Raw genomic sequence first — 25,790 nt, forward strand, 5'->3', positions numbered from 1 at the left:
GTGTGTTGTTGTTTTATGTAATGGCTATTTTTTAGGGCGCCAACTTAGTGCACTTGCAACAGCGCCGATGGCAACTACATCCTTTTTTTGTTCGCTAAGTTCAGGGAGCATCTGTACCGCAATGGTACCGTTCGTCTGCACTGCGGCAATTTCTTGTGTGCCTTCCTTAAAGCTATAACCCAATGGAATGTCTACCGCCATCATGGCGTCAGGACTAGTATGTACAGTTTCTACATTAAAGTGGGTGCTACCAATACGCACTACGCCTGTCTCTTTTTTCTCAAAGCTGATGTCGATGAGAGCGGATTTTGGCTCCATCGCAAACTCACCGACTTTTTTACCATCTTGAGTAATGTCACAGGTGTAAGGATCATTCCCACCAAAATCGACACCCATGTAGTTAACCGACATACCGCCTCCGGTGCAGTTCAAAAGCCAAGTTTCCCCGCTGTCGATCCGAGTCACTTCTGCGCCCATTGAACCTTCTTTGAAAGAGATACGGTTAAACCAACTTGAGTTAGAAGCACTGCGTGAATACTTGCCTTTGTACTTACCAGCAAAATCAAAATGGCCATCTTCACCGAATCCCCAAAAATCACCGTCGGTTTTGATCAGCATTTCTGGTTGTGCTTTTACGGCATCAGTACGATCCATGACGGCTAGGCCACCACAACCAGCAAGGAGCAAGGGAGCGAATAGAATAAGTTTCTTCATGTTTTTCATTTTTTATAGCTTGGTTACATCTAGGGTTTGGTCGGTGAATTGGATGTTCTGAATGTCGTACAACTCGTCAGTGCCTGTACTCGGGCACTCAACAGAAACGCTCTTTGCTTTGATAACAGTACATTCCGCCAGTTTGTGTTGCACGATATAGGTGTTGATACCGCCTTCACCATAAATGCTGTTGTCTTTGCTGTTGCCTTCAAAAGTATTGTTTTGATCATTACCGATCACATTCATCGCGTCGTCGCCAATGATCTTCACTTTTGTTAGCCACTGAGATTTGTAGGTGTACGCTTCTATCAAACCGTCTTTGTTGGGAGCCATACGGAAGGTAGGTACTGTGCCTGGATTTGTCTTTTCTGTGTAGAGCTTGACGCCCGCAGAGTCGATATTCGCGGTATATTGCAAGTATCCGTGGAATAAGCCACTGATCCAATCAACGGCTTGTGGATCTTGGGTTTGCATTTCTTCACGCGTTAACGCTTGGTAGCCATCTAAACCATGTCCGTTTGCTTTTGCTACGCCCATGTACGCTTCAAAAGCGGCAGCAAAATATTCGTGAGAATATGAAGGGCCCGTTTGTTTAACACTTTCAGGATCGAAGTCGTCCGATTTCCAATCGTCCCAGTCATACTGAGTAGGGCGCCACACCGTCGGTTTGCCCGATTGAATATCGTTATAGATGCTTAACGCATGAGCTTGAATGTCATTTTGCAGTGCCGCAGTCGCCGTGTTAGGTGCAATACCTTGCGCTTGGACCAAGTGTAAAATTTCTTCAAAAGCGGCGTCTCGTTCGGCTTTTTACCAAGATTGGCGCAGTAATCGGCAAAATTACTCATGTAATGGCAATCGCCTTCAACTGTCAGTTCTCGATACATTAAAGATTGGCTATTCCTTAGCCAGTTTGGTGTTTCTTTACTAGTTACTAATGTTGACGCGATAGATGTGACAAGTGTATCCATATCATCTTCGTTAAGTACGATCATGCTTACAACAAACTTTTCTAGAGAACTCGTATCAAAAGAGTGTGCTAAGCCCGAGTTTGTAACTGCATCGTTCAATTTATCTTGGCGAATCAGTTCGTTGATAAAGATTTTGGTTAACATCTCATCATTCTGTTCATCGTTTTCGGTCAGCATTAGTGTGGCATCACGCTCGGCTAATGTCTTAGCGATACGAGACTTGTCAGCACCGTACTTAGAGTCTGGTTGGTTTGTGAGAAGGTGTTGGATGATTTTGGCTGCACGAAAGATTTTTTCATTATTCGCACCGTCATCAACAGCCACAATGTGAAATGTATCGTTGTTGTTTGCTTCGGAAAGGGAGATTTTCACATAGTGGGTGAAGCCAGCATCAGCAGCCACTTTTAACTTGGCTGGAAACTCTGTAGAAACGACAGTTGGGATTGTGACAGTGCTCAATGTTGGCATTGGTGGTGTTGGAGGTGTCGTTGTCGATGGTTTCGAATTAGATTCACTGCCGCCACAAGCAGTTAGACTTATCGCGCAAAATATGGCTAAAGGCGTTAATTTGGAATATCTCATTTCATGTTACTCGTAGACTTTATTAGAGCAAGAAACTTAGAAGCAACATAAAGTCCTGTCTATATAAGCAAACTAAGTCATATATGTTGATATTGTTTTTTGGTAAGACCTATTATTCGATATATTTAAAAATATAGTGGATTTTTATTCCGAATTTTATTTTCTATGTGAAGCTATATTCTGATAATGAATAAAACCTCAGGTTATTGCATGGTTTTAGGGGTATAGAATGATTAGGATTATCGTATATGTATGGTTTGTAAGCGTATGTAAGCTTGCGTTTTATTAAAATTATCATTTAAGTAGGTTGCGCAGTATAGGACGAGCGATATACTCCCTCCATCATATTGGTGGAGTAAATGATTCATGGTGGGCAATACAATCTTACTAGTAGAAGACGACTCTGAGATTGCTCGATTAACCAAAATGTACCTCGAAGCCGAGGGGTATACGGTAACTGTCATCGATAACGGTCAAAATGCATTAGAAACGATTAGGGGACTCAAGCCTGACCTAGTGCTGTTAGATTTGATGTTACCAGGAAAGAATGGCGCAGAAATATGCCAAGAGGCGCGTAAGTTTTATCATGGTGTTATCATTGTTTTGACTGCGACCGATGATGAAATGAGCGAGGTGAGCTTATTTAAGTTCGGTGCTGATGATTACCTTACCAAACCGATAAAAGGCAATATCCTTCTCGCCCGTATTGAAGCAGCGTTGCGTCGCTATTGTCGTCAAGTTGATATCGTTGAAGAAGAAAAGCTGAGCCGATATGGCATTAGTCTTTGTCTTCGTCGCTCCCAAGCATTTTATTTGCAAAAAGATATTGGTTTAACGAGTTCTGAGTTTGAAATTTTAGAGCTCCTGATGCTGAATGTCGATAAGCCAGTATCTCGTGAATCATTTTGTCGTCTTGCCCGAGGCATTGAATACTGCATTACTGATCGTTCGATTGATATGCGTATATCCTCGCTAAGGAAGAAGTTCTCCAAGGCTCATATCCATACGGCTACCATTAAAACCATACGTCACCACGGCTACATGCTGACAGGTAAATGACGCGTGTTTTCCCTGTTTACTCGTCTATATGTGGGGTTAGTAACCGGCCTTGCGCTGACTGTTGCTTTGTTTCTCTTTATGGGGGAAGAGTACATGCGCAAAACAGAAGTCGGTGTTTTTTTGAGTGACGGTGCTTATTTTGTCGATCAATACATTGAGCAACGAGGCACTCCGGATTCTCTCTACAAGAAGTTAACCGAAAACGGCAAGCAAGATTTCTTTATCTTTGATTTAACATTGGTTGAAAACTGGGACGGATCACCGCCTTGTCGAGATTGTAATCTGCTGTACCGTATGCAAGGGATACCTGTTTATCTTATTGATGGCAGTACCTATGCTGCGGTATTCCCTTTGCCTAACACTTCGAAGAGTTTAGTTTTCAAAGAAAAAACGGATTTCTTTAGCCCACACGTTGATTGGAATGAAGATTCTGAGATTGTATTTATACTTACTCTACTTTTGGTTGTTGTATGCAGTTTAGGCATTATGGTTTACATACCTGTACGACGTCTTGACCGCCAAATTCGGCAATTAACGGCTGCGCAACACCAATTTGGTTCTGGTGAGTTGAATACGCGAGTCGATCTAAAGCAATTTTCGCAACCCGTAAAAGAGCTCGCCCAAGGCTTCAACTGCATGTCTGAAGAGATTGAGAGACGAGTGCGCCAAACACACATCTTTACTCAAGCTATTCCTCATGAAGTGCGCACTCCGCTGAGTCGTATTCAGCTAGCGACGGATTTAGCTCGACGCACGAGTGGTGAAATGCAGGCAGAGTTACATGACGATATTGAACGATACGTTGATGTCGTGACGGATTTAACATCCGACATCGTCATGCTGTCTCGCTTGAGTGTGAAAAACCACTCATGGATCGATTCTGTTGAAACCATGGAACTGCCACTTTGGTGTAAAAGCCGCATGAATTACCTAGGCTTAGAGTCCGCCATGTTGAGAGCAGAAAATGAACTCGCGAACCGATTGATTCACTTTCAGCCTACTTTGGGTAACCTCGTCCTCGATAATTTACTGCAAAACGCCAAGCGTTACGGTGAATCCTGCGTTGAGGTGACGATTCGAACGGTAGCGGATTGCTGGAGCATCGATATTGAGGACGATGGTCCGGGCATCCCTGAGGCGATGCGAGAAGAAGTATTTATGCCATTTTCGCGCTTAGACAAAAGCCGCAACGCCGACATGAAAGGCTTTGGTTTAGGGCTTGCCATCGCTACCAGTGCAGCGCGGCAACTGGGGTGGGAGCTTTCTGTCGGCGAGAGTCACTTAGGCGGCGCACGTTTTACGGTGCTTATTCCTGCCAACGGTTAGAGTAGGCACTGCGGTAGTCTGGCTCTGCGATACCTTCATACAAATCGTCACAAGCTTGCAGCGGACCTACGACGGTTTGGTAGGGTAGGACACCTGCCCAAACAGGGATGTCCATGTCTTCCGCATCGTCGTTGACGCCAAAATTGCTGATTTTCACCGATGCTTCTGTGAGTGGAATACGCAGCAGCATGGTGGCTTTGAGTTCTTTTTCATTACTCAAACGGATTTGTTCTGTTCTCCCCGGAGCGATCTGTTCAATAAAGTGATTCAGCAACCTGTCTTTCTCTTGGTTATCTTCCACCACCTCAAACTGGCCAAAGACCACAGCACTGCGATAATGCGCACTGTGGTGAAACGCACTTCGAGCCAATACCCAACCATCAAACAAAGTAAAGGTTAAGCACGTTTGCACTCCTTGTTTGAGTGAGCGTAACAGTCGACTGTTGTTGGCACCATGGATATACACGTAATCATCGACAAGCCATGCCAGCATAGGGATGACCACAGGGCCTGACTCGTTGGTTATCGCAATATGAGCGATTAGGCTTTCATCTATGATGGCGTGCAGTTTGCTAACATCAGAGACGGCTTTATGTGCGCCTTTCTTAATTTCCGTTCTATTGGTGTTGGATAGCATTTTCTCTCCTTGTTTGCTCACGATTACGAGCGATTGATCCTCATTCTTTGATTGCAATGTAGCGTTTAACTGGTAGCTTAAAGAGAGCCACTTTTAACTAATGGATGGATCCAGTTTGTCTTTGATTGATATCGGTGACCTGCATTTAAAAGACAGTGATGGAACGCGTCAGCAAGCGTTGTTTTTTGCTATTCGCAAGAAAATTGTTCAAGGACTGTGGATGAAGAATGGGAAGCTGCCTTCTACGCGGAAGCTTTCACAAGAGCTTAATCTAAGTAGGAATACCGTGATTTCTGCCTACGAACAGTTAGTGGCGGAAGGGTACTTGAACAGCCAAAAAGGTTCTGGTTTTTATGTTGCCGTAGAACTGCCAGAGCAGTACTTGCCTGAACCTAGTTCAGTTCAGAGAGACTCATCACCGAAAGCTCACTTTGATATCAACCGCGCATTTGCACCGGGTGTACCGGATTTGGACGCATTTCCGATGGCGCAATGGCAAAAGTTACTCACTCGCCATATGTCTCGTACTTGCTTGCTGGGTAATCAAGATATTCAGGGTAGTTGGGCATTGCGCTGTGCTTTAGCTGACTACCTCGCATCAAGCCGTTCAGTGAATTGTTCTCCAGAGCGCATTATTATTACCTCCGGGGCGCAGCAAGCGTTGTCAATTGCGACGATGGTAGTGCTCAAACAAGGTGATAAGGTTCTGATGGAGCAACCAGGTTACGCGCAAATGCGGAAGTTGATTCAGTTCCAAAACTATCAATTTGAGCCTTTGTTCGTAAGAGAGAAATTAGGTTTTGATGTGGAAGCGGTGACCTCAAGCGATGCCGATGCGCTGTATATTACACCAAGTAATCAATATCCGATGGGCACCACACTCAATACCGAGCAAAGAGGAAAGATCATCAACTGGGCGGTCGAACAATCAAGTTGGATCATCGAGGACGATTATGACAGCGAATTTCAGTTTGCTCATCGTCCCTATACCAGTTTACAGGGGCTAGCAGCTCAAATGGGTCGAGATGATCGCGTGTTGTATGTGGGTTCCTTCAGTAAAGTGATGTTTAACGGATTGCGGCTTGGCTACCTTGTAGTTCCTGAACGTTTAGTAGAGCAATGCTTAGTGGTTAAGGACGCGTTAACTGGTGATTCGCCGACGCATACACAAGAAGCATTGGCAGATTTTATTACTGAAGGTGGGTTATTACGTCATATTCGAAAAATGCGTCGACTATACAAAACTAAGCATGAACAGATGCATTTATCCATTCAACAGTATTTTGGCGACCGTGTTTGCGTCGTTAGCCAAGCGGCGGGGCTTCATATTACGTTGAAATGGCAAGACGGTATGGATGAGCAGCGTTTTACAAAACTGGCAGAGCATGAAGGGATCATCTTGCGACCTTTGAGCTATTATGAACACCCAGATTTTCAAGCACGTCACTGGCATGGTGCCGTGCTTGGTTACGGCAATATCGCGTTAGAGAACATAGACGCTGGTATCCAACGTTTAGCTCACATATTTCGAAATGGGAAGCGATGACTATTCAACTACACGTGTTTGTCGCTTATGTCGCCACTGTTTCCAAGGCAGTAAAAGTAGAGTAAAAATGCCAAGTGCATAAAACATTGACCAGCCTAAACATATAAAAACACCGGTACAAAGCAGTAGGGACAGTCCCGCAAGTGTGTTACCAAATCCTCGAAGCAATTTGAAAGCGGCTAACATCGCCAACATGTAAACCAGAACGAATACACTGTTTGCGAGTTTTAGGAAAAACTCCAGATCGAGCTGTGATAGGGTTCCTATCACACAAGATATCAATAATATACCGCCAACTAATATGGTGGCTGAGAAAGGGACACCACGACGTGAAATCTTGGCTAGTGGACTAGAAGGACGATGTTCACGAGCTTGAGCCCAGACCATTCGCGCTAGACTCTGTGTGTATAAGTTAACGCTCGCGAAACAAGCGGAGAAACCTATCAAGCTGATTATCCATTTGGCTCCATCGCCTAGTAGTTGGGCACTAAGCCAGGGGATGGATGCGTTATCAAATTGAGCGTTACCATACGCGCCAAATTTTAAAATAACGACAGAGCATGCCCAATAGGTAGCCCCTGCTACAAAACAACCGACCACAATGGCAATAGGGAAATCTCTTTGAGGGTTTTTGAACTCTTCCCCCATATGGGCAAAAGCCTCTATGCCAACAAAACACCAGAACATCACGCCTAACGCTGCGGTAATAGGCCAAATTGACTCTTGTGTGATGGCGGGCATCACAAGATCGGCGCTGTTAACGTCGCCTTTCCATAAAAATGCGCCAACAAGTGCGAAGACACTCAAAGCAATAAGAGTTTGTAAATGACCTGATGATTTTGTGCCCATCAAGTTGACGAACACAAGTAGTACTACCGTCAGAATTTGTGCAAACAGATTGTTGCTAATAGGCTCTGGCAATATTTGTTGTAGGAAGCCTGCGGCGAGTGCAATCGCGGCCGGAACCCCTACCGGAATGACACTAACAAATAGCCAAGCGACACTACTTTCCAGTTTGGCGTTAAAGGCTTTGCGTACAAAAAAGGCTGTTCCGCCCGCGTTGGGGTATCGTTTACCCAGTTGAGCAAAAGTCAGCGCAATAGGACAAATCGCGATGAACAATAAAATCCAAGCCCATAGTGAAAAATGGCCAGCTATACCTGCTGCGATAGCCGGGATCATAAACAGCCCAGTTCCCATTAATGTGGTGGATAACTGTGCGATACCTGATGTGAGTGAAATGTCTTTTTTGAGCTCTTCCATGCGAATTGATTCATCCAATGTTATGAGGCTTATTACGAAAAAGCTTGTGGCTTCTGGTTATTTCGTTTTATGTGTTTAAGCGATGCTATTTATGTGCTGAGCACTTAAGTTGGGAATTTGATTTCAATGTGTTATCTATTTTCTGTTGAAATGGATAACAGCACTCATCTCATGCCCGCCAAATAGCATATCCAAAATGTTAATAACAAAATGATTTACTAAACCGTCAATATGACGGTTGTTTTAAATAATTCCAACAAAATGTTGGTTTCTTATGCAGTTAGAATCGGTATAGAATGAGAAAAATAAGGAAAGCTTGGTAACGGTATGGACAAGTTTGATCATAAGATTGTGGATCTGCTCAGGCACAACGCTCGGCTGTCGGTGACTGAAATTGCGGATAAAGTAAACCTTTCTCGTTCTGCGGTAACGGCCCGTATTCGTAAGCTAGAGCATGACAAAGTGATTCTAGGGTATCACGCTGAAATTGCACCTTCGGGTGGGGATTCGATTTGCGCCTATTTTGCCTTAAAGTTCGATAAATCAACCTCTACGTATTATTGCGAATCATACGCGGACGAGTTATACAAAATTGATGGCGTAAAATGGTGTCATGCGATCAGCGGTGAGACGGACATGATGGTTTTTGTCGAAGTGCCTACGATGGCTCGCTTGAACGAAATCAGAGATCAAATTCAACGATATCCAGAGCTTCGAAACCTGATGACTCATACCGTCTTAGCTGAATTCTTTAACACGACTGGGAACCTGTTTGTGAAGTGACCATGAATGGATGCCATGTTGAAAACCCTTCTGAGCGAATATGTTAAACAACATTAATTTGAATCTACTTAGATCCTTGCATGTACTTTTAGAGGAGTGTCATGTCAGCCGGACCGCAGACCGTTTGCACATTACGCAGTCTGCCGTCAGTCGACAGCTTGCACAATTGCGCGATCTGTGTGGTGACCCACTGCTTATTCGTCAAGGTAATCAACTGATACCAACGCCACGAGCAATAGCGTTAAAATCAAAGCTTGATGCATTACTGGCTGAGTTTGACCATTTACTCGATGACCAACCTTTTGAGCCGCGGCAGTGGCAAGGTGAGCTTGTTATTGCTTCTAGTGACTACGTGGCGCAATACGTATTGCCCGATATTGCCTCTCACTTGGGTGAACAAGCGCCACAGGTAGATATGGTGTACCGACTGTGGCAACCCAACTTTCTTGATAAACTTCATGAGACGGGCATCCATATCGCGTCTTCTATGTATCCAGAAAAACCACAGAGTGTGTCGAGCGTTAAAATTGGTGAGGATTCATCAGTTTGTTTGATGAAATCTTCTCATCCGTTAGCAAAGCAGGACCAGATCAGTATTGAAGACTTGATTTCATATTCACACATCAAAGTGACTGGCGGCGGAGACAAAGATTCCTACACTGATTTAGCATTGAAAGAGCTAGGGCACACCCGCCACGTTACCTTTAAGGTTCCATTCTTCTCTGCTGCGATCAATCGCTTAGTTGCAAGTGAGCACCTGATGGTGGCTCCTGAACATATTGCCGTTAACCTCGCTAAGCATTGGGACTTAACCCATAAAGCATTACCACTCGAAACACCTATTCATCAATATTGGTTAATGTGGCACCCCAAATACGACACGGATCCTGCGCATAAATGGGTGCGAGAAGAGATTCGCTCAGTAATGCAAATCTCTGAATATTCCATTCGCTAATACGTACACCGTTTAGCCATGACTTGAAGTCATGATTAGTATGAATAACTTTGATTTCTAATTATACCTCTTCCGTTGATAGAGTGAGCGTCAAAGAGGGGAGATTCTTATGACACTAACAGTTTGGTTATCACTTTTTACCGTGTGTTTATTAGGGGCTATGTCACCAGGTCCCAGTTTAGCTATTGTCGCTAAGCACTCGTTGGCTGGTGGACGTATCAATGGATTAGCTACGGCTTGGGCTCATGCGTTTGGCATTGGTATATATGCGTTTATTACCTTGATTGGGCTCGCTGTTGTTTTGCAGCAAAGCCCGATGCTGTTCAAGACGATTAGCCTTGTGGGTGCGGCATATCTTGCGTATTTAGGGTTTAATGCTTTGCGTTCAAAAGGTGGTGTGGCTGCGAAGTTGGAGTCAGGTGAGGAAACAACGGTAATCCAGTCTGCGCGAGAAGGCTTTTTTATCTCGATTTTAAGTCCCAAAATTGCTTTGTTTTTTATCGCATTATTCAGTCAGTTTGTCGCGCTCGGTAATGATTTGAGTAATCAGATGATCATTGTTGTCACGCCGTTTGTTGTGGATGGGCTTTGGTACACCTTTATTACCCTAGTGCTATCGAGCTCTAAAGTCGTTGACAGAATTCGCTCTAAGGCAGTGTTGATTGATCGTTTGTCAGGAGTAGTACTCATGCTGCTGGCTCTTAGAGTGGTCGTAACGGTATAGACAAGCTCGCAAGACAGAAATACTAAAAGCAGCCCGTGTGGCTGCTTTTTTGTCTACTCTCAGTAACCCTTACACAATTTACGTAATTCTGACGCTAAATGTTGCTAAAATTAATATTATCAATAGTGTTACTTTGGTTCATATTCTCATTTGCTGTGAAAGCTACTTTCCAACGCATTGTTATAATGAGAACGATAGCCACTTAACGTTAATACTAACAGTGTCGCATATTAAGTCGAGAGTGCTTTATTGGATAAAAACGGACTTTCCTCTTACTTACCCTATGAAAGGGGTAGAGACTCCATGACCGTTTAGAAGGTGAGAGCAATATGCAAAGAATAGTAGATTTAGCTCCAGTAGTAATTTTGACCAGTGTTTGCAGCGTTGCTTGGATATTCTTTTCAACAAAGAGCATTTGGGTGTTTTTTGAACTGTTTGTATTTACGATGCTTGGCTTTGGCCTTTTGTACGGGTTACTACAAAAGGCTGATCCTAAACACTTTGACTTTGTTTTAAACCACATCGATGAAATTAAGAAGGAAGGCAAAGATGCTTGCCTAAGCGGCGCTCCGAAAGAATCCAACCCATACTCTGGTGTCGATGGTGATTTATGGGAGGCTGGTTACACAGCCTCCTACAATAAAAAGATAAAGCAATAAACCGCTAGGTGTTTATTCAATATTGTGCTTTTCAAAAAAGCACCCTGCCATTTTAAGGACAGGGTGAAAGCAAGAAGTTTCTCAGGAGCGGTCGGGGGAGAGAAACTCATCTAAATCTTATTTACTTACCGGCGAACCTCTTCAAATTCACCTTCAATCGCATCTGCTTTACCTGTATTAAATTCATATTCTTCGTGTATTTCTCTCTGCATTTTCTTTACGCGCTTTTCAATACGTTTACCGGTAATTAATGCTGCGATGGTCAACGGAATCGCAATGATCAAGCTAAATACTAACGTAAAAAAGCCGGTAATCAGTGCTAGTGCAGTTACAATAATCCGATTCATAATCATGACCTCTCTGTAATTTATGTGCTCAGATTAATGCTGTGAACATGAACAAAACATGAATGCTGACGTTCACTTTGTCCGGAGAGTGTCAAATGAATGAAACGAAAAAACGCCTGAGGGTGATCAGGCGTATAAACGGGGAAAAATATTAGTAATGCGCATGGCGCTTATTATTTAGAACAAATATGAGATATTGTCCGCTACGCTATGTGGTTAACGTTGTGGAGCAAAGTTCACCTATCGAGGGAATGTTTGGTAACGAACACCCATCATTTGTTCCATACAGTGCACAACTTGGCAGCTGTAACCGAATTCGTTGTCGTACCAGATGTAAAGTACACAACGCTTGTCCTGTGCGATAGTCGCTTGACCATCTACGACGCCTGCATGACGAGAACCAACTAAGTCAGTTGATACAATTTCTGTTGAATCGGTGTAGTCAATCTGTGCCGAAAGCTCAGAGTTCAACGCCATTTCACGCAAGTAATCGTTCAGTGAATCACGGTCTACGTCTTCACCTAAGTTTAGATTAGCGACTGCCATAGAAACGTTTGGTGTCGGTACGCGAATCGCGTTGCCTGTTAGCTTGCCTGCAAGCTCTGGCAATGCTTTAGCAACTGCCTTTGCCGCACCTGTTGAAGTCAGAACCATGTTTAGTGAAGCACTACGTCCGCGACGGTCACCAGAGTGGAAGTTGTCGATCAAATTTTGGTCGTTTGTGTATGAATGCACGGTTTCAATATGGCCAGAAAGAACACCATATTTATCGTTCAGAGCCTTAAGGACTGGCGTGATTGCATTTGTTGTACAGCTTGCCGCAGAGATGATGGTGTCATCTTCTTTAATTACCGACTCATTTACACCGAATACAACGTTTTTGATGTCACCTTTACCTGGTGCTGTTAGCAGTACTTTCTCTGCGCCTTTACACGCTAAGTGCTGGCTCAGACCCTCAGAATCACGCCAAACACCTGTGTTATCAACAACTAGCGCGTTATTGATACCGAAAGCTGAGTAATCCACTTCGCTTGGATTATTTGCGTAGATGATTTGGATGTAGTTGCCGTTAACGATCAGTGCTTTACGCTCTTCATCGATAACAATGCTACCGTTGAACTGACCGTGAACTGAGTCACGACGCAACAAGCTAGCACGCTTCTCCAAATCGCCTTTTTTACCGCCACGAACCACAATCGCACGTAGTCTTAGTGGGTAACCTGGACCACTTTTCTCAATGAGAAGGCGAGTAAGTAGTCGACCAATGCGACCGAACCCGTAAAGAACCACATCACGCGCTTTCAATGAAGAATCTGCGTCGCGAGCGCCATCAAGTGCAGTGATAAGGAAATCGTTTAGAGAGCTTGTATCGTCATGTTCATTCCAGTACATAGTTGCCAATTGGCCAACATCGACACGGCATGAAGAAATGCTCATTTCACAAAGCGCTTGAATAATAGGCATCGTGTGCTCAAGCGAAAGTGGGTTACCGGTATAACGTCTTGCAACGCGATGAGTTTTGAGAATGTCTATAGTAGTAGCATTAATAAGCGTTTTACCAAACAGAACCACTTCGATTCCTTTTTGACGATATAGCTTACCAATTAGAGGGGAAATAGATTCAGCAATCGTTTGGCTAGTTTGCCAGTCTTGGAGATATTTCTCTGGACTCATTGTTGTATTAGACCTTTCACGTTTTGGGGGCTAACCATACTCTCTGCTGTTGCCTCTTCGGCAGCGTGCAAGAGTGTGGTGGGTTATGTAATCGGGTTGTAATAGTTATGTGTGCGGATTCTAAGGTCGGAGTCCTTATTCTGCTAGGAAAATTAAATCCAGTGTAAAACACTACTTAAGGGGACGTTAGTGGTGGATTAATGTGACTAAAGCAGTGGTTTTCACGTATTGACATTTAGAAAGTAACTTACTTTTTTTGCGATGATAACGTTTGCTTTCAAATTAGTTTTGTTGACAAAAATGGATATTTTGCATTTTTGTGTGATTTAACTCGACAAGGCAACTCAATAGGTAAACATACAATAGATGATTTCCCGAAAAGTGATGCGACTCTTAGTTGTGAGTGAAACTTTATTGTTTGCATCCAACTTTAAGATCAAAAATATGACTTGAATCACAATTGTCACTTCATTAGCCGATGATAAAACACTCACAATAACCATAATCTAGGTAGGTGAATGTTGTTTGAAAGTAACAATGTCGTATATGCCTTTCAATGCTGGAAACTAGTCTAATATTAAATAAACGGATGAAATCAACCATTAGGCTGATGGATGTTGAGATTATCAATAAAAACACGCTTAGCACTCCTCGCACTATTACCCGCTGTGGTAATAGTGGTATTTGCAGTTCAGCAGTTTTCTGATAATGCGTTGCGCGTGAGCCGTCTCAATCAAACGGTTAGCAATATTCAAGGTTTCCAATTGATATCCAAGGCCTCCCACTTTATTTACTCCATAGAGAAAGTACGCCGACAGCCTGATCTTCAAGTCTCTGCAGCCATTAATATTGAAGAACAAGGTGAAGTTATTTCTTCTTTGCATCAAAAGTTTGTGAGTAACCCTAATACTGCTGAGTATGCTGATGAACTGAAAGAAGCCATGCTGGGGGTATTGTCAGGTAGATTGAGTGAGATGAACGATCTGGGTGATTGGGCATTTAAACAGCTCCAAAATATGTCGCGCTCTTTGTTGCAAAATCATCAATGGTATGGCAGCGACGATGGCATTCGCATGCAAAATTTTATTGCCTACCTTGCTCAGCTCTCTTTTTGGACACAGAAAGAAGCTTGGCTGACGAACCGTTTAGTCCAAGACCCTAAGAGTCGGCTAAGTCAAAGCATGTTTTATCAGGCGATTGACCGACAGCAGCAAAATTTGGATGCGTTTTTAAACTTAGGTGGGTCATACGAGCAAGTGGATAAATTGCTTGGCTTGTTTACTTCGCCGAGATATCAGAGAAACTTGGCGTCTCGCGGACAATTAATGTCAGGAGACATGTCACAAAGTGACTACGCCGCGTATTTAAAAGAACTCGATTTTCGTGTGCAGCGCTTACAAGTGCTCATTGATGGGTTCACCAAACAAACTGAGCAGTCGCTTCTCACGCAGGTTCATGAACAAAAGGCCAATATAGCGATGATCAGTTTTGGCGTTGCCTTAGTGGTTATCCTGCTTTGTTGGCTCGGATTTAGTACTTGGTTCCGAGTTAACAGCAAACTCGATGCGATCATTCATACTTTAAACGCGTTGATCAACTCCGAAGAGAAGCAAACAAAAGTCAAAGTTGATGGAAGTGATGAACTGACCATTTTTGCTCAGCAAGTGAATCGAGTGGTTGAAGAAATGCAGAGACAAACTGAAGAAATACTGCATGCAAAAGAGTCAGCAGTATCGGCTAATCGTGCAAAATCTGTGTTTCTTGCCAACATGTCACATGAAATACGCACGCCCCTTAACGGGATCATGGGCATGACAGAAATACTCTCTCAAAGTGAGTTGTCTTCGCATCAACAAGAAGTTGTTGATGACATTGACTCCTCATCTCAAACACTGCTTACTTTACTTAACGATATATTGGATCTCTCTAAAATCGAGTCTGGACGATTGGAGCTGTCACTAGTAGAAGCGGATATCCGAGAAGTCGTGTATCAGTCGATGATTTTATTCCAATCCAAAGCAACATCTAAACAGCTAAAGTTAGGTATTAATTTAGCTGAAAATATCCCCATTCGCGTGATGGTCGATGATCATCGTGTCAAACAGGTAGTTACGAATCTGGTATCGAATGCGGTTAAGTTTACCGAAAGTGGGCATGTATGCGTTGATGTTAGTTATGAGGAGTTACTTGAGAAAGAACGTGGAGTGCTGACGTTTAAAGTAGAAGATACCGGAATAGGCATTGATCAAGATAAGTTAACCACGATTTTTGAACCCTTTACTCAGGAAGATGAAGGAGTGTCGAGGCAATTTGGCGGCACAGGGTTGGGTTTGGCAATTTGTTGTCAGCTTGTGTCGATGATGGGGGGCAAGCTCGTAGCAACATCTACAAAAGGAGTGGGCACATGCTTTGAATTCTCGATTGAGGTTGAAGCAATTCCGGTGTTTGGCTGGCGTTCTGAGGTGATTAATAAAGGGCTTTTGATCTGCTCAAATTACGACTACGCCGACCAAGTATTAAAAGAGTGTCGCTTAGCGAAAATCAATCTCTTTGGTGTTAATAATGTGAATGAAGTGCAAGCGATAAATGATGACTTTGATGTCATATTTCTGTGCCACAGTAACGACGCTAATACCGATGAAATCTTGGATAATCTATCATTTAATTACGATCTTCGCCGTGTGATTATTTGCCACCATCATTTATCCACTCCCTACGAAAATGCAGAAAAAGTACATGCCGTACTCACATTACCTTTCCTTGGCAATCGATTTAAGCATGTCATTGATGATTTAGCTAAGGTTGAAAAGACTATATCAAGTGACAATGTCACCAATAATGTTGTCAGCTCTGAATATCGAGTGTCGCGCTCTCATCGGAGGATCTTAATTGCGGAGGATAACTTGATGAACCAGAAAATAGCGAGTTTCTTTCTGGATAAAGCAGGTTATGACTATTTGATAACAAGCAACGGTCAAGAAGCGTTAGAAGCCATCACAAAGGGAGAAGAATTCGATGCAATTTTAATGGACTGCATGATGCCCGTGATGGATGGACTGACCGCGACGAAAGAAATTCGTCGTTGGGAAAAGAAAGCAGGACGTGAAAAAACGATGATTATCGCACTCACTGCGAGTGTTTTGGAAGAAGACATCCACAACTGTTTTGCGGCAGGCATGGATGCTTATTTACCTAAGCCGTATAAATCGAACCAGTTGTTTGAGCTCTTTAGTGAATTAAAACTCGCCTAGCTAACATTTCAACTTAGACAAGGTGTCAAAACGATTAAGCCCCATTTCAGGGGCTTAGTTCTGATTATTCATCGTTACGCGTTGGCTTGAGCGCCTGCGAGTTTGCGTATGGTTTGGCGATAGGTTAGGTATGCGGAAACACCAGCTAACAGGTTGCCGATACAAGCGCCTAAGAGTAAACCTCGGATTCCATCCATTTGAGCGCCAACCCACAAGCACGGTAGGAAAAAGACAAACAAGCGCAGCGCTGAAATAGTGAGCGCGGTGTAAGATTTGCCTAATGCATTACAAAGAGAAACCATTAGCATACAAACCCCTAACGAACCCAAACTGATCGGCACTATCAGTAAATGCATTTCCAAGACTTGCTCCACTTGCACATCACTTGTCATCAATAATGCGAGTGGGTTTGCGACGGCAAATGTAATGGCAGCAATCAAAAGTTGGAAACCTAGAATGAATTTTACGGCAATACTGACGAGCCTTTGGATATCTTCATAGTTCTTTGCTCCAAGTAAGCGTCCAACCATTGGAGGCATAGACATTGTCAGCGCCAAGACCGAAACGATAGCAAAGAACTCATAGCGTGAACCAAGTGCCCAAGCGGCGACTGCTGCGGTTCCAAAGCTTGCCAATAATTTTGTTGCTAGCATGGAAGACAACGGTGGCAGCAGTTGGCTAATCATCGCGGGGCCCATAATGTTACCGATAGATGCAACACTTTTGGCTACGTTAAGATCTTGCCATTGTGTCGTTGCCCAGTGATTCTTTTTCACGCGAGGAGCGACGACTAAAATACCAAACCCAAAAGCGACGATGGTTGCTATTGCCGCTCCGTTAATACCCAAGTCAAACGTGAAAATAAATAGCGGATCGAGCACAAGGTTCACGCCGCTGGTTATCATCATCATTGTGCCAGGTAACATTGTATTGCCATTAGCTCGGCAGATACTGTAATAAAAATACAAAACCGCACCAGTCCATGAGCTTAATAACCACCAAGGCCAGTAACTGTCGATTATCGGCATAACAGATTCTGGAGCGCTTAATAGAGCTAAAATGGGGTAGCGCAAAAGCCAAATTAGCCCGCCAAAAATAGCGACACCAATTGAGCCGATCATCAATACCAATCCGCCAAGTTGTTTGGCATACCGACTTTCATTCGCCCCAAGAGCTTTAGAAATGACCGCTGTCGTTGCGATCCCTAGACCGACTTGAATACCGATAATGACCATTTGCAAAGGCAGAGTGAAACCTTGAGCGGCTAACGGTAAAACGCCGAGCTGACCGATAAACGCGCTATCCACAAGCTGAAAGCTCATTAAAGACAGAACGCCAAAAAGCATTGGCCAGGTCATTGTAAATAATTGTTTTGCAAGCGTTGGTTGTGTACTTGTCGTAGTTGAAGACATAGAAAGCTGAATGCGTTAGGAATAAGAGTTAGATTGATTGTACACGGCGGTTAGTTTAGAGACAAAAATAAACCCCGAGGAAGATATTCTTGCTCGGGGTTCGAAAATCTAGCTTACGCGTTTATTTTTTGCCGCTAGTTTGCTTGTCTTCTTCAGTCAGCTCACGAATGCGACGGCTGATGTCACGACGTGCTTTAGAGATCTCAGCGCTTTTAATGATGTGGTCATCAACACGATCTTCATAGTCTGCTTTCATATTTTTGATGATTGCGACGATTTCATCGTGAGTCATTTCTGGTTTGATGTAGTCTAGAAGGTTTTCTAGAAGATCAACACGTTTACGGTTATCACGAACTTTCTTCTCGTTATCAAGAAGCTCACGTTTTAGTTTGTTTTTACGACGAGCTTGGTTAACGATTTCAAATACGCTACTCATAGTTCTCTTTCCTAATTTTATGAATATCTTCCTCGATTAAAGCACAACATCCAGTGGCATAACAGTCTTTAGATCAATAGCAATGCAGAGTTGAACATTTCTCAACCAATTGCGCTGTGTCCATATAATCGTGCTGCTTTCTTCGAGTTTTGGCCAACATCGTAGAATCCATCGATTCATTGTCATAACGTGGCCTTCACTATATTATCAACACCATTGAATGCAAAATGATGAACTTGATATGGACTCTGGTAACACTGCGGAGCAAGTAAATAGTCAAGATAATGAGCAAGTCACTCGCTCTGTGGCTGAAAAGTTAAAAACGGCGTATATCAACGCTCGCGAGCAACTCGAAATCATCGAAGTTGAGCTTAATCGTTCAAAAATAATGATGGTCGACCAAGATGGCAATTTGACGAGAGTGCCGATTCTCTCGGAGCATTGATACCTGACCCTATTCGTAAGGGGTGTCAGGTCTTACGCTATGCTTTAGCCTGACACCAACACCTGAACCGCTAACGCTTCTTGCACTGCTGTGTGAATTTATGGCGTATGATTTCGAAGCGATTTAGGTACAAAGTCAAATGCAAAAATAATAAGGAAATGCATTATGAAAGTTGAGCTAACGGCAATTGAAGCACGAGTTATTGGTTGTTTGATCGAAAAAGAAGTCACTACCCCAGATCTTTACCCCCTCAGCCTAAACGCATTAACCAACGCGTGTAATCAAAAAAGCAACCGTGATCCCGTGATGTCACTCTCTGAGTCAGACGTTCTCGATGCCGTTGATGCTCTTATTGAGCGCAGGCTCGTCAGTGACGAAAGTGCGTTCAACAGCCGCGTCAGCAAGTATCAACACCGTTTCTGTAATACGGAATTTGGTGATTTAAAGCTGACAGAGCAGGAGAAGGGCATTGTATGCTGTATGCTTTTGCGCGGTGCTCAAACACCTGGGGAAATTCGTACTCGTACTAATCGTCTCGCGACATTTCATGATGTAAAAGAAGTGGAAACGGTCCTTGAGCATTTAGCAAGCGAAGAGAAAGGACCATTAGTGGTCAAATTACCACGTGAGGCTGGTAAGCGGGAGTCGCGTTATATGCATTTGTTCTGTGGTGATGTTGATGCGTCCGAACTTGCAGCGCCTGTGTCTGCTGCAAGCTCGAGCTCCGATCGAGTAAGTCAGCTAGAGCTCGAAGTCGCTCAGCTTAAAGAAGAGCTGGATGAATTAAAAGCTAAGGTTGAGTTACTGCTTTCATGATGGAAAATACAACGCAGCGTTGGAGTGTCTACCTGATACGAAATAACCGCAACGCGTTGTATTGTGGTGTTACCAATGATGTTGAACGAAGATTCAATCAGCACCAAACCGGAAAAGGAGCTAAAGCTTTGAAGGGAAAAGGCCCTTTGATATTGGAATGGTCATCGGATTTTGAGTCAAAGACGCTTGCCATGCGAGCAGAGTACTATATTAAGCAACTAACTAAAGCGAAAAAAGAGCTGCTCGTTATGTCAAAAGCAAATATTGTCGTCGACGAACATCAACAAATGATGTTAGAGATAGTGGCACTCTGATAAGCCCTTGCTACGCAAAGATACACGGAAACCGCCTATGTCACATTGGCGGTTTCTTTTTGTTTTTGGAGTACCATGTAGGAATAAACTGACGCATAATGGGCTGGTGTTCTGTTTAAAGGGCCTGAATATGAAAAGCGCGAAATGTCTCTACGTTATCGAGACAAAGGAAGCGACTCAATGTACTTTCATTTGCATCCACTCAGACCAAGAACTAATTTACTATTGAAACAGGCACTAAGAGGAAGGTAGATTACAAGAGTATAGGATGACTCGGCTAGGTAATGAATAGAGCTGAATTAGGCTCATAAAAAAGCTAAAAGAGCAGTAGATGAAAAAAGCGTTAGTATTCTCCCTGATTTCAATGGCCGCTTTTGCGCCGAATGTGCAGGCCACCCAAGTTCTTAATGGGTATTGGGCATATCAAGAGTTTTTAGACCAGTTTCCACAACAGAAGCAGTTAACTAGTGCGTTGGCTGAAGTGGTAAGAGAAACCCCTGTACCCGTAGCAAAAGACAAAAAGCGTCCACTGAAAATTTCTGTTGTTTATCCAGGGCAGCAGATCTCTGATTATTGGATTCGAAACATCGATGCGTTTGAAAAACGCCTAGATAAGCTTGATATCGACTATCAACTAAATCAAGTGTTTACTCGTCCTAATGCAGATATAAAGCAGCAAAGTTTGTCTTTAATGGAGGCGCTGAAAAGCAACTCCGATTACTTGATCTTTACTCTAGATACCACAAGACATCGTAAGTTTGTTGAGCATGTCTTAGATTCAAAGAAAACCAAGTTAATTTTACAAAATATCACCACACCTGTTAGGGATTGGGAACATCATCAGCCGTTTCTTTATGTTGGTTTCGACCACGCAGAAGGAAGTCGTGAATTGGCCGTTGAGTTTGGCAAGCGTTTCCCTAAACATAGCCACTATAGTGTTCTCTACTTCTCAGAGGGCTACATTAGTGACATCAGAGGCAACACTTTTATCAACCAAGTGAACCGCGATAATCAATTTGAACTACAATCTGCTTACTACACCAAAGCAACAAAGCAATCTGGGTATGAAGCTGCAAAAGCCAGTTTGGAGAAGTATCCGGACGTTGACTTCATTTACGCGTGTTCTACCGATGTAGCATTAGGTGCTGTTGACGCTCTTAAAGAGTTAGGTCGTGATGATGTCATGATCAATGGTTGGGGCGGCGGTTCAGCAGAGTTAGAGGCGCTTTCTAAAGGGGAGTTAGACGTTACCGTTATGCGTATGAACGATGATACAGGTATTGCAATGGCTGAGGCCATTAAGTGGGATTTAGAAGGAAAGCCAGTTCCCACCGTTTACTCTGGTGATTTTGAAGTCGTTACCAAATCGGACTCTCCAGAAAGAATTGAAGCATTAAGAAAACGTGCATTTAGATACTCAGATAATTGATGACAACTACATCAAAAACAAGAAAGCGTCGCTCACTGTCGACGCTTATTACCAAAATAATTATTCTCGTACTTGCTCCGATCATTCTAGGCATCTTTGTTCAGAGTTATTACTTCTCGAAGCAGATTATTTGGCAGGAAGTCGACCGAACCAAGCAGCAGACCTCTGCCCTGATCCTGAACATTTTTGATAGCCATTTTGCAGCGATTCAGATTCATCACAACAGCAATTCGAAAGGTGATGTTGTATTGGATTTTTATACAGAACGTGATGAAGAGGCACTCAATTACTTTTTCATGAGTATTGACCAGAGTGATCCTTCCCATACACCAGAGTTTCGTTTCCTAACCGATCATCAAGGTATTATTTGGGACGATGGTAACGCGCATTTCTATGGCATCAACAATCTGATACTTAGCCGACTTGCCAGTCAGGTGACCTTTAGCAACAACTGGTATTATCTACCCTCACAGACCCCGATGGGAACTCGCCATCTGTTACTTCGTCGCGTACCCGTTTTACAACCTAAAACCGGTGAAGTGATGGGGTACTCTTACAATGTTGTTGTTTTAGATAATAACTTTGGGTTGATGGAAAGGTTAAAAAATGAAGGCAACGTCGACAATGTTGTGTTGGTCGCTAACAACACACCATTGGCAAGCTCATTAGTAGGAGATGAGGCTTATCAAATATTTGACGTACTCAAACGACGAGAGTCCCAGCACAAGCTTGACCAATTATTGATCATCAAAACCCCTATTGAGGTAAATGCCGCCGAGACTGACTTGTGCTTGCTTACTGTGCAAGACAATCAGAGCGTGGTGACATTGCAAATCCAACACCTGCTAGCAATGCTAGCCTCAGTTATCGGTATGGTCATGATTGCGCTGATGACTAAAGAATGGATCGAGAATCGTGTAGTTGAAGAGTTAGGATCCCTGATGGCATATACCCGCTCGGCTCGTGAAGAAAAAGGATTTGAGCGTTTTGAGGGGTCAGATATTGAGGAATTCGATCATATTGGTTCGACACTAGAAAACACTTTTGAAGAGCTTGAAGCACAAAAGCGCTCTTTCCGCGACCTGTTTAACTTTGCGTTATCTCCTATTATGGTGTGGTCTGAATCGGGTGTGCTTGTCCAAATCAATCCGGCAGCACGCAAAGAGTTAGTCATGGAAAACGATGTTGAAACCATGCACCCAGTGTTCAAAGGTTTCAAAGAAAAGTTGATGCCACACCTTCGCATGGCGGCTCAGGGAGCTACGTTGACAGGCGTTAATGTGCCAATTGGAGACAAAGTATATCGCTGGAACTTATCGCCGATTCGAGTTGATGGAGATATTAGCGGTATTATTGTTCAAGGTCAGGATATAACCACACTTATTGAGGCGGAAAAACAGAGTAACTTGGCGCGCAAAGAAGCGGAAAAATCTGCTCAAGCCCGTGCCGACTTTCTGGCTAAAATGAGCCATGAGATCCGAACGCCAATCAATGGAATTTTAGGGGTTGCTCAATTGCTAAAAGACTCTGTGGAAACAGAAGAGCAGAATAACCAAATTGACGTACTTCGGCATAGTGGTGAGCACTTACTTGCTGTTTTGAATGATATTTTGGACTTTTCGAAAATTGAGCAGGGTAAGTTTAATATCCAAAAGCACCCGTTTTCTTTCACTGATACAATTCGAACGTTAGAAAACATTTATCGTCCTATTTGTGAAAGTAAAGGCGTCAACCTTGTCATTGAAAACAAAATAGATCCCAATGTTGAAATCTTTACTGACCAAGTTCGTCTGAACCAAATTTTATTCAACCTAGTCAGTAATTCTGTGAAGTTTACGCCCTCGGGTAGCGTGCGCTTGCATGCGGAACTGGAGCAGTTCTATGGCGCTGACAATAGCGTGCTGGTCGTGGAAATTACGGATACAGGTATCGGCATCGAGTCTGACAAACTCGACCAAATGTTCGAACCTTTTGTTCAAGAAGAAGCAACAACGACTCGAGAATACGGCGGCAGTGGCTTAGGGCTGACCATTGTGAAGAGCCTTGTCGACATGCTGGAAGGTGATGTTCAAGTCCGCAGTCAGAAAGGCTTAGGAACGACTTTTGTCATTACAATGCCAGTGAAAGATCGTGAGCGAGTACTCACCCCTCTTGATTCGAGTTTGCGAGTTAAGCCAGGTGAACTATTTGCAGAGAGTCTCAAAGTGTTGTTGGTAGAGGATAACCATACTAACGCATTCATTCTAAAAGCGTTTTGTAACAAGTACAAAATGCAGGTTGATTGGGCGAAAGATGGGTTAGAAGCAATGGAATTCTTAAAAGATCATACTTACGATTTGATACTGATGGACAACCAACTTCCGCATCTTGGTGGAATTGAAACGACCAAAGAGATCCGACAAAAGCTAAAACTAGGCACGCCAATTTATGCGTGTACTGCTGACACCGCGAAAGAAACCAGTGACGCCTTTATGGAATCGGGTGCGAATTACGTGCTTCTCAAGCCGATTAAAGAAAATGCGCTCCATGAAGCATTTGTGGATTTTAAGCAGCGGTTCTTAGTCGAGCGAACATGAATAATTGGCTCACTACGGGATAACCCAATTATTCATTATCTGAAAAGCACAACACCATGACTGTGGGTTGTGCTTTTTTGTATCTGACCCTTTTACTCTTATACAAATCAGACTTTTCAGACTTTTCAGACTTTATTGGTCTCGACGTTTGTTGTGTACATCGCAGCATTTCAAATTCAAACATAGTGTTGTATTACTTAGATTTCTGCCCCTTCACTGACACACCCAACGTGATTTCAATCACAAAAAGATATTTACTTAGCGTGCTAACTATTTTATATTGCTTAGCACGCTAAGTAATTGAGTAGATCTTATGATTCAAGACATCAACAGTTTGCGAGACCTTTCTCTGGCTGAAAAATTATCTCGTGTTGCTCGTTTATGGAAAATGGTTGCAGATCGCGAGTTAGAGCCTTTAAACCTAACGTATCCGCGTTGGACTGCGTTATGGAAGCTTTATCGAATGGGTGACAACATCAGTCAGAAGCATTTGGCTGAAGCGCTTGAGATCGAGTTAGCGTCGTTGATGCGAACATTAAAATTATTAGAAGAGCAATCTCTGATCACTCGCCATTGCTGTGAACACGATAAGCGAGCACGTATTGTTAGCCTCACAGAAGAGGGGAAAACCCTACTAAAGCAAATGGAGGCTCGAATTCTTCAAGTTCGAAGCAAGCTCCTAACGGACATCAACGACCAGGAACTTCAGCAGCTTTCATTGATTCTTGATCAGATTGCTCACAATGCGCTTGATTCACTTAGCGAATAAGTCAGAAAACCGAATTAAAAGAGAAGTAAACGCCTATGACTCCAGATCAAAAATTCGCACGTTGGATCAAATATTCTTGCGTCGCGTTTGTCCTTGTCTTTGCCTATTTTCTAGTTGCAGATCTCGCCATGCCGTTGACGCCTCAGGCAATGGCAACGCGTGTGGTAACTAAAGTGGCCCCCCGTGTGAGTGGGCAGATTACGCATCTTTATGTTGCCAACAACCAAGAAATAAGCCAAGGCGATCTACTATTTCAGATTGATCCCCAGCCTTATCAGCTCGCCGTAGAAAAGGCTCAACTTAACCTTGAGCGTGTGATTCAAAACAACGAACAACTTGATGCTTCTATTGCTGCGGCAAAAGCAGACGTTGAAGCGAGCAAAATCGTGGCGGAACAAAAAGTTCGCGAAGCAAAACGTCTTAATACTCTGTTTCACCGTAATGGTACTTCGCAACAGCAGCGCGATGACGCACAGAGCAGTGCAACGGCAGCTAAAGCGAACTTACTGGCCGCACGTGCTCGTTTAAAAGAGTTGGAAGTAAACCGCGGTGATTTAGGCGCGACGAATGTGAATATCCGCGTGGCGCAAAACCAGCTAAAACAAGCGGAACTTAATCTGTCTTACACTCAAGTCTCGGCGGAACATGATGGCGTTGTCGCTAACTTGCAGCTGGAGACGGGGGCCTATGCGGCAGCTGGTACACCTCTTGTCGCTTTAGTCTCCGATGACGTGGATATCATTGCCGACTTTCGTGAAAAGAGTTTACGACACTTTAATCAGAACAGCCGTGCGTTAGTGGCTTTTGATAGCTTACCTGGTGATGTATTTGAAGCTCGTATTACGAGTGTGGATGCCGGGGTCAGCTCGGGTCAATTCGATGCGGATGGTCGCTTAGCAACACCAACTGACTCAAACCGTTGGGTGAGAGATGCGCAGCGCTTACGTTTACATTTAGCTATCGATGAACCTCAGCAGCGCGCATTTCCAGCAGGGGCACGAGCAACCGTGCAGTTGTTGCCAGAAAACTCGTTATCTGGTTGGTTAGCGAGGTGCCAGATCCAATTCTTGAGTCTTCTTCATTATATTTATTAACGAGGAGG

Annotated in this window: 22 protein-coding genes and 1 pseudogene; 15 read left to right on the forward strand and 8 right to left on the reverse strand. The window is 43.5% G+C overall.

Annotated elements, in window-relative coordinates; translation table 11 throughout:
- Positions 1 to 24: 24 nt before the first annotated feature.
- Both R8N49_RS20615 and R8N49_RS20620 read right to left on the reverse strand, forming a co-directional pair.
- Positions 25 to 714 (reverse strand): hypothetical protein, encoded by a 690-nt coding sequence (locus tag R8N49_RS20615; protein ID WP_132937193.1) that lies wholly within the window; start codon positions 712 to 714, stop codon positions 25 to 27.
- A 12-nt stretch (positions 715 to 726) separates the two neighbouring features.
- Positions 727 to 2,267: pseudogene (locus tag R8N49_RS20620) on the reverse strand (hypothetical protein).
- Between the two features lie 366 nt (positions 2,268 to 2,633).
- Between R8N49_RS20620 and R8N49_RS20625 the strand changes: the two are divergent.
- Together R8N49_RS20625 and R8N49_RS20630 are read left to right on the forward strand one after the other, a co-directional pair.
- Positions 2,634 to 3,326, forward strand: a complete 693-nt coding sequence (locus R8N49_RS20625) for a response regulator transcription factor (RefSeq protein ID WP_054701819.1) — start codon at positions 2,634 to 2,636, stop codon at positions 3,324 to 3,326.
- A 3-nt stretch (positions 3,327 to 3,329) separates the two neighbouring features.
- A complete protein-coding gene (locus R8N49_RS20630) occupies positions 3,330 to 4,652 on the forward strand; it encodes an ATP-binding protein (protein WP_213965418.1) in 1,323 nt (440 codons plus the stop codon).
- Here R8N49_RS20630 and R8N49_RS20635 read toward each other — a convergent pair.
- Positions 4,633 to 5,289 carry a pyridoxamine 5'-phosphate oxidase family protein gene (locus R8N49_RS20635; RefSeq protein ID WP_318190066.1) on the reverse strand — a complete coding sequence of 219 codons (657 nt, stop codon included), beginning with the start codon at positions 5,287 to 5,289 and terminating at the stop codon, positions 4,633 to 4,635. The genes R8N49_RS20630 and R8N49_RS20635 overlap by 20 nt on opposite strands.
- 100 nt (positions 5,290 to 5,389) lie before the next feature.
- Here R8N49_RS20635 and R8N49_RS20640 point away from each other — a divergent pair, with 100 nt between their 5' ends.
- Positions 5,390 to 6,835 carry a PLP-dependent aminotransferase family protein gene (locus R8N49_RS20640; protein ID WP_213965419.1) on the forward strand — a complete coding sequence of 482 codons (1,446 nt, stop codon included), beginning with the start codon at positions 5,390 to 5,392 and terminating at the stop codon, positions 6,833 to 6,835.
- Here the strand turns inward: R8N49_RS20640 and yjeH are convergent, their stop codons facing one another.
- Positions 6,836 to 8,098, reverse strand: a complete 1,263-nt coding sequence (yjeH, locus tag R8N49_RS20645) for an L-methionine/branched-chain amino acid transporter (protein ID WP_215810495.1) — start codon at positions 8,096 to 8,098, stop codon at positions 6,836 to 6,838.
- A gap of 327 nt (positions 8,099 to 8,425) precedes the next feature.
- Between yjeH and R8N49_RS20650 the strand changes: the two genes are divergently transcribed.
- The 4 genes from R8N49_RS20650 (at position 8,426) to R8N49_RS20665 (ending at position 11,219) form a co-directional block, all read left to right on the forward strand.
- Positions 8,426 to 8,881, forward strand: coding sequence for an Lrp/AsnC family transcriptional regulator (locus R8N49_RS20650; protein ID WP_005373615.1), 456 nt, complete (start codon positions 8,426 to 8,428; stop codon positions 8,879 to 8,881).
- Positions 8,882 to 8,921: 40 nt separating this feature from the next.
- Entirely contained in the window at positions 8,922 to 9,836 is a 915-nt protein-coding gene (locus R8N49_RS20655; protein WP_258489112.1) for a LysR family transcriptional regulator, read from the forward strand.
- A gap of 109 nt (positions 9,837 to 9,945) precedes the next feature.
- Positions 9,946 to 10,560, forward strand: coding sequence for a LysE family translocator (locus R8N49_RS20660; RefSeq protein ID WP_318190067.1), 615 nt, complete (start codon positions 9,946 to 9,948; stop codon positions 10,558 to 10,560).
- A 329-nt stretch (positions 10,561 to 10,889) separates the two neighbouring features.
- Positions 10,890 to 11,219, forward strand: coding sequence for a hypothetical protein (locus R8N49_RS20665; RefSeq protein WP_005373609.1), 330 nt, complete (start codon positions 10,890 to 10,892; stop codon positions 11,217 to 11,219).
- Positions 11,220 to 11,344: 125 nt separating this feature from the next.
- Here R8N49_RS20665 and R8N49_RS20670 read toward each other — a convergent pair whose 3' ends face one another.
- Positions 11,345 to 11,566 (reverse strand): hypothetical protein, encoded by a 222-nt coding sequence (locus R8N49_RS20670; protein ID WP_104976599.1) that lies wholly within the window; start codon positions 11,564 to 11,566, stop codon positions 11,345 to 11,347.
- Positions 11,567 to 11,806: 240 nt separating this feature from the next.
- Positions 11,807 to 13,240: a glyceraldehyde-3-phosphate dehydrogenase gene (locus R8N49_RS20675; RefSeq protein ID WP_025767937.1), complete on the reverse strand. Its 1,434-nt coding sequence runs from the start codon at positions 13,238 to 13,240 to the stop codon at positions 11,807 to 11,809.
- Between the two features lie 614 nt (positions 13,241 to 13,854).
- On the opposite strand from R8N49_RS20675, the gene R8N49_RS20680 reads away from it, so the two are divergent.
- Complete coding sequence (locus tag R8N49_RS20680; protein WP_258489111.1) at positions 13,855 to 16,491, forward strand: ATP-binding protein; 2,637 nt, start codon at positions 13,855 to 13,857, stop codon at positions 16,489 to 16,491.
- 74 nt (positions 16,492 to 16,565) lie between these two features.
- Here R8N49_RS20680 and R8N49_RS20685 read toward each other — a convergent pair whose 3' ends face one another.
- Positions 16,566 to 17,903: an MATE family efflux transporter gene (locus tag R8N49_RS20685; protein WP_005385628.1), complete on the reverse strand. Its 1,338-nt coding sequence runs from the start codon at positions 17,901 to 17,903 to the stop codon at positions 16,566 to 16,568.
- Between the two features lie 121 nt (positions 17,904 to 18,024).
- Positions 18,025 to 18,339 carry a DUF496 family protein gene (locus R8N49_RS20690; RefSeq protein WP_005373603.1) on the reverse strand — a complete coding sequence of 105 codons (315 nt, stop codon included), beginning with the start codon at positions 18,337 to 18,339 and terminating at the stop codon, positions 18,025 to 18,027.
- Positions 18,340 to 18,580: 241 nt separating this feature from the next.
- Between R8N49_RS20690 and R8N49_RS20695 the strand changes: the two genes are divergently transcribed.
- The 7 genes from R8N49_RS20695 (at position 18,581) to R8N49_RS20725 (ending at position 25,782) form a co-directional block, all read left to right on the forward strand.
- On the forward strand, positions 18,581 to 18,784 hold the full coding sequence (locus tag R8N49_RS20695) for a hypothetical protein (RefSeq protein WP_031777159.1): 204 nt from the start codon (positions 18,581 to 18,583) through the stop codon (positions 18,782 to 18,784).
- 165 nt (positions 18,785 to 18,949) lie between these two features.
- A complete protein-coding gene (locus tag R8N49_RS20700) occupies positions 18,950 to 19,600 on the forward strand; it encodes a YceH family protein (protein WP_054577764.1) in 651 nt (216 codons plus the stop codon).
- Positions 19,597 to 19,914 carry a GIY-YIG nuclease family protein gene (locus R8N49_RS20705; protein WP_053349265.1) on the forward strand — a complete coding sequence of 106 codons (318 nt, stop codon included), beginning with the start codon at positions 19,597 to 19,599 and terminating at the stop codon, positions 19,912 to 19,914. Before R8N49_RS20700 ends, R8N49_RS20705 begins: the two co-directional genes overlap by 4 nt.
- 331 nt (positions 19,915 to 20,245) lie before the next feature.
- Positions 20,246 to 21,343 carry an autoinducer 2-binding periplasmic protein LuxP gene (locus R8N49_RS20710; protein ID WP_005385634.1) on the forward strand — a complete coding sequence of 366 codons (1,098 nt, stop codon included), beginning with the start codon at positions 20,246 to 20,248 and terminating at the stop codon, positions 21,341 to 21,343.
- The gene (gene luxQ, locus R8N49_RS20715) at positions 21,343 to 23,919 is read left to right on the forward strand and encodes a quorum-sensing autoinducer 2 sensor kinase/phosphatase LuxQ (protein ID WP_186585453.1); all 2,577 of its coding nucleotides are present in this window, start codon (positions 21,343 to 21,345) and stop codon (positions 23,917 to 23,919) included. The genes R8N49_RS20710 and luxQ overlap by 1 nt, the downstream gene beginning before the upstream one ends.
- Before the next feature lie 313 nt (positions 23,920 to 24,232).
- Positions 24,233 to 24,688: a transcriptional regulator SlyA gene (slyA, locus tag R8N49_RS20720; RefSeq protein WP_005373589.1), complete on the forward strand. Its 456-nt coding sequence runs from the start codon at positions 24,233 to 24,235 to the stop codon at positions 24,686 to 24,688.
- A gap of 35 nt (positions 24,689 to 24,723) precedes the next feature.
- Positions 24,724 to 25,782 (forward strand): HlyD family secretion protein, encoded by a 1,059-nt coding sequence (locus R8N49_RS20725; RefSeq protein WP_017635178.1) that lies wholly within the window; start codon positions 24,724 to 24,726, stop codon positions 25,780 to 25,782.
- Positions 25,783 to 25,790: the final 8 nt, after the last annotated feature.

It is taken from the genome of Vibrio sp. 1978, from assembly GCF_033344345.1.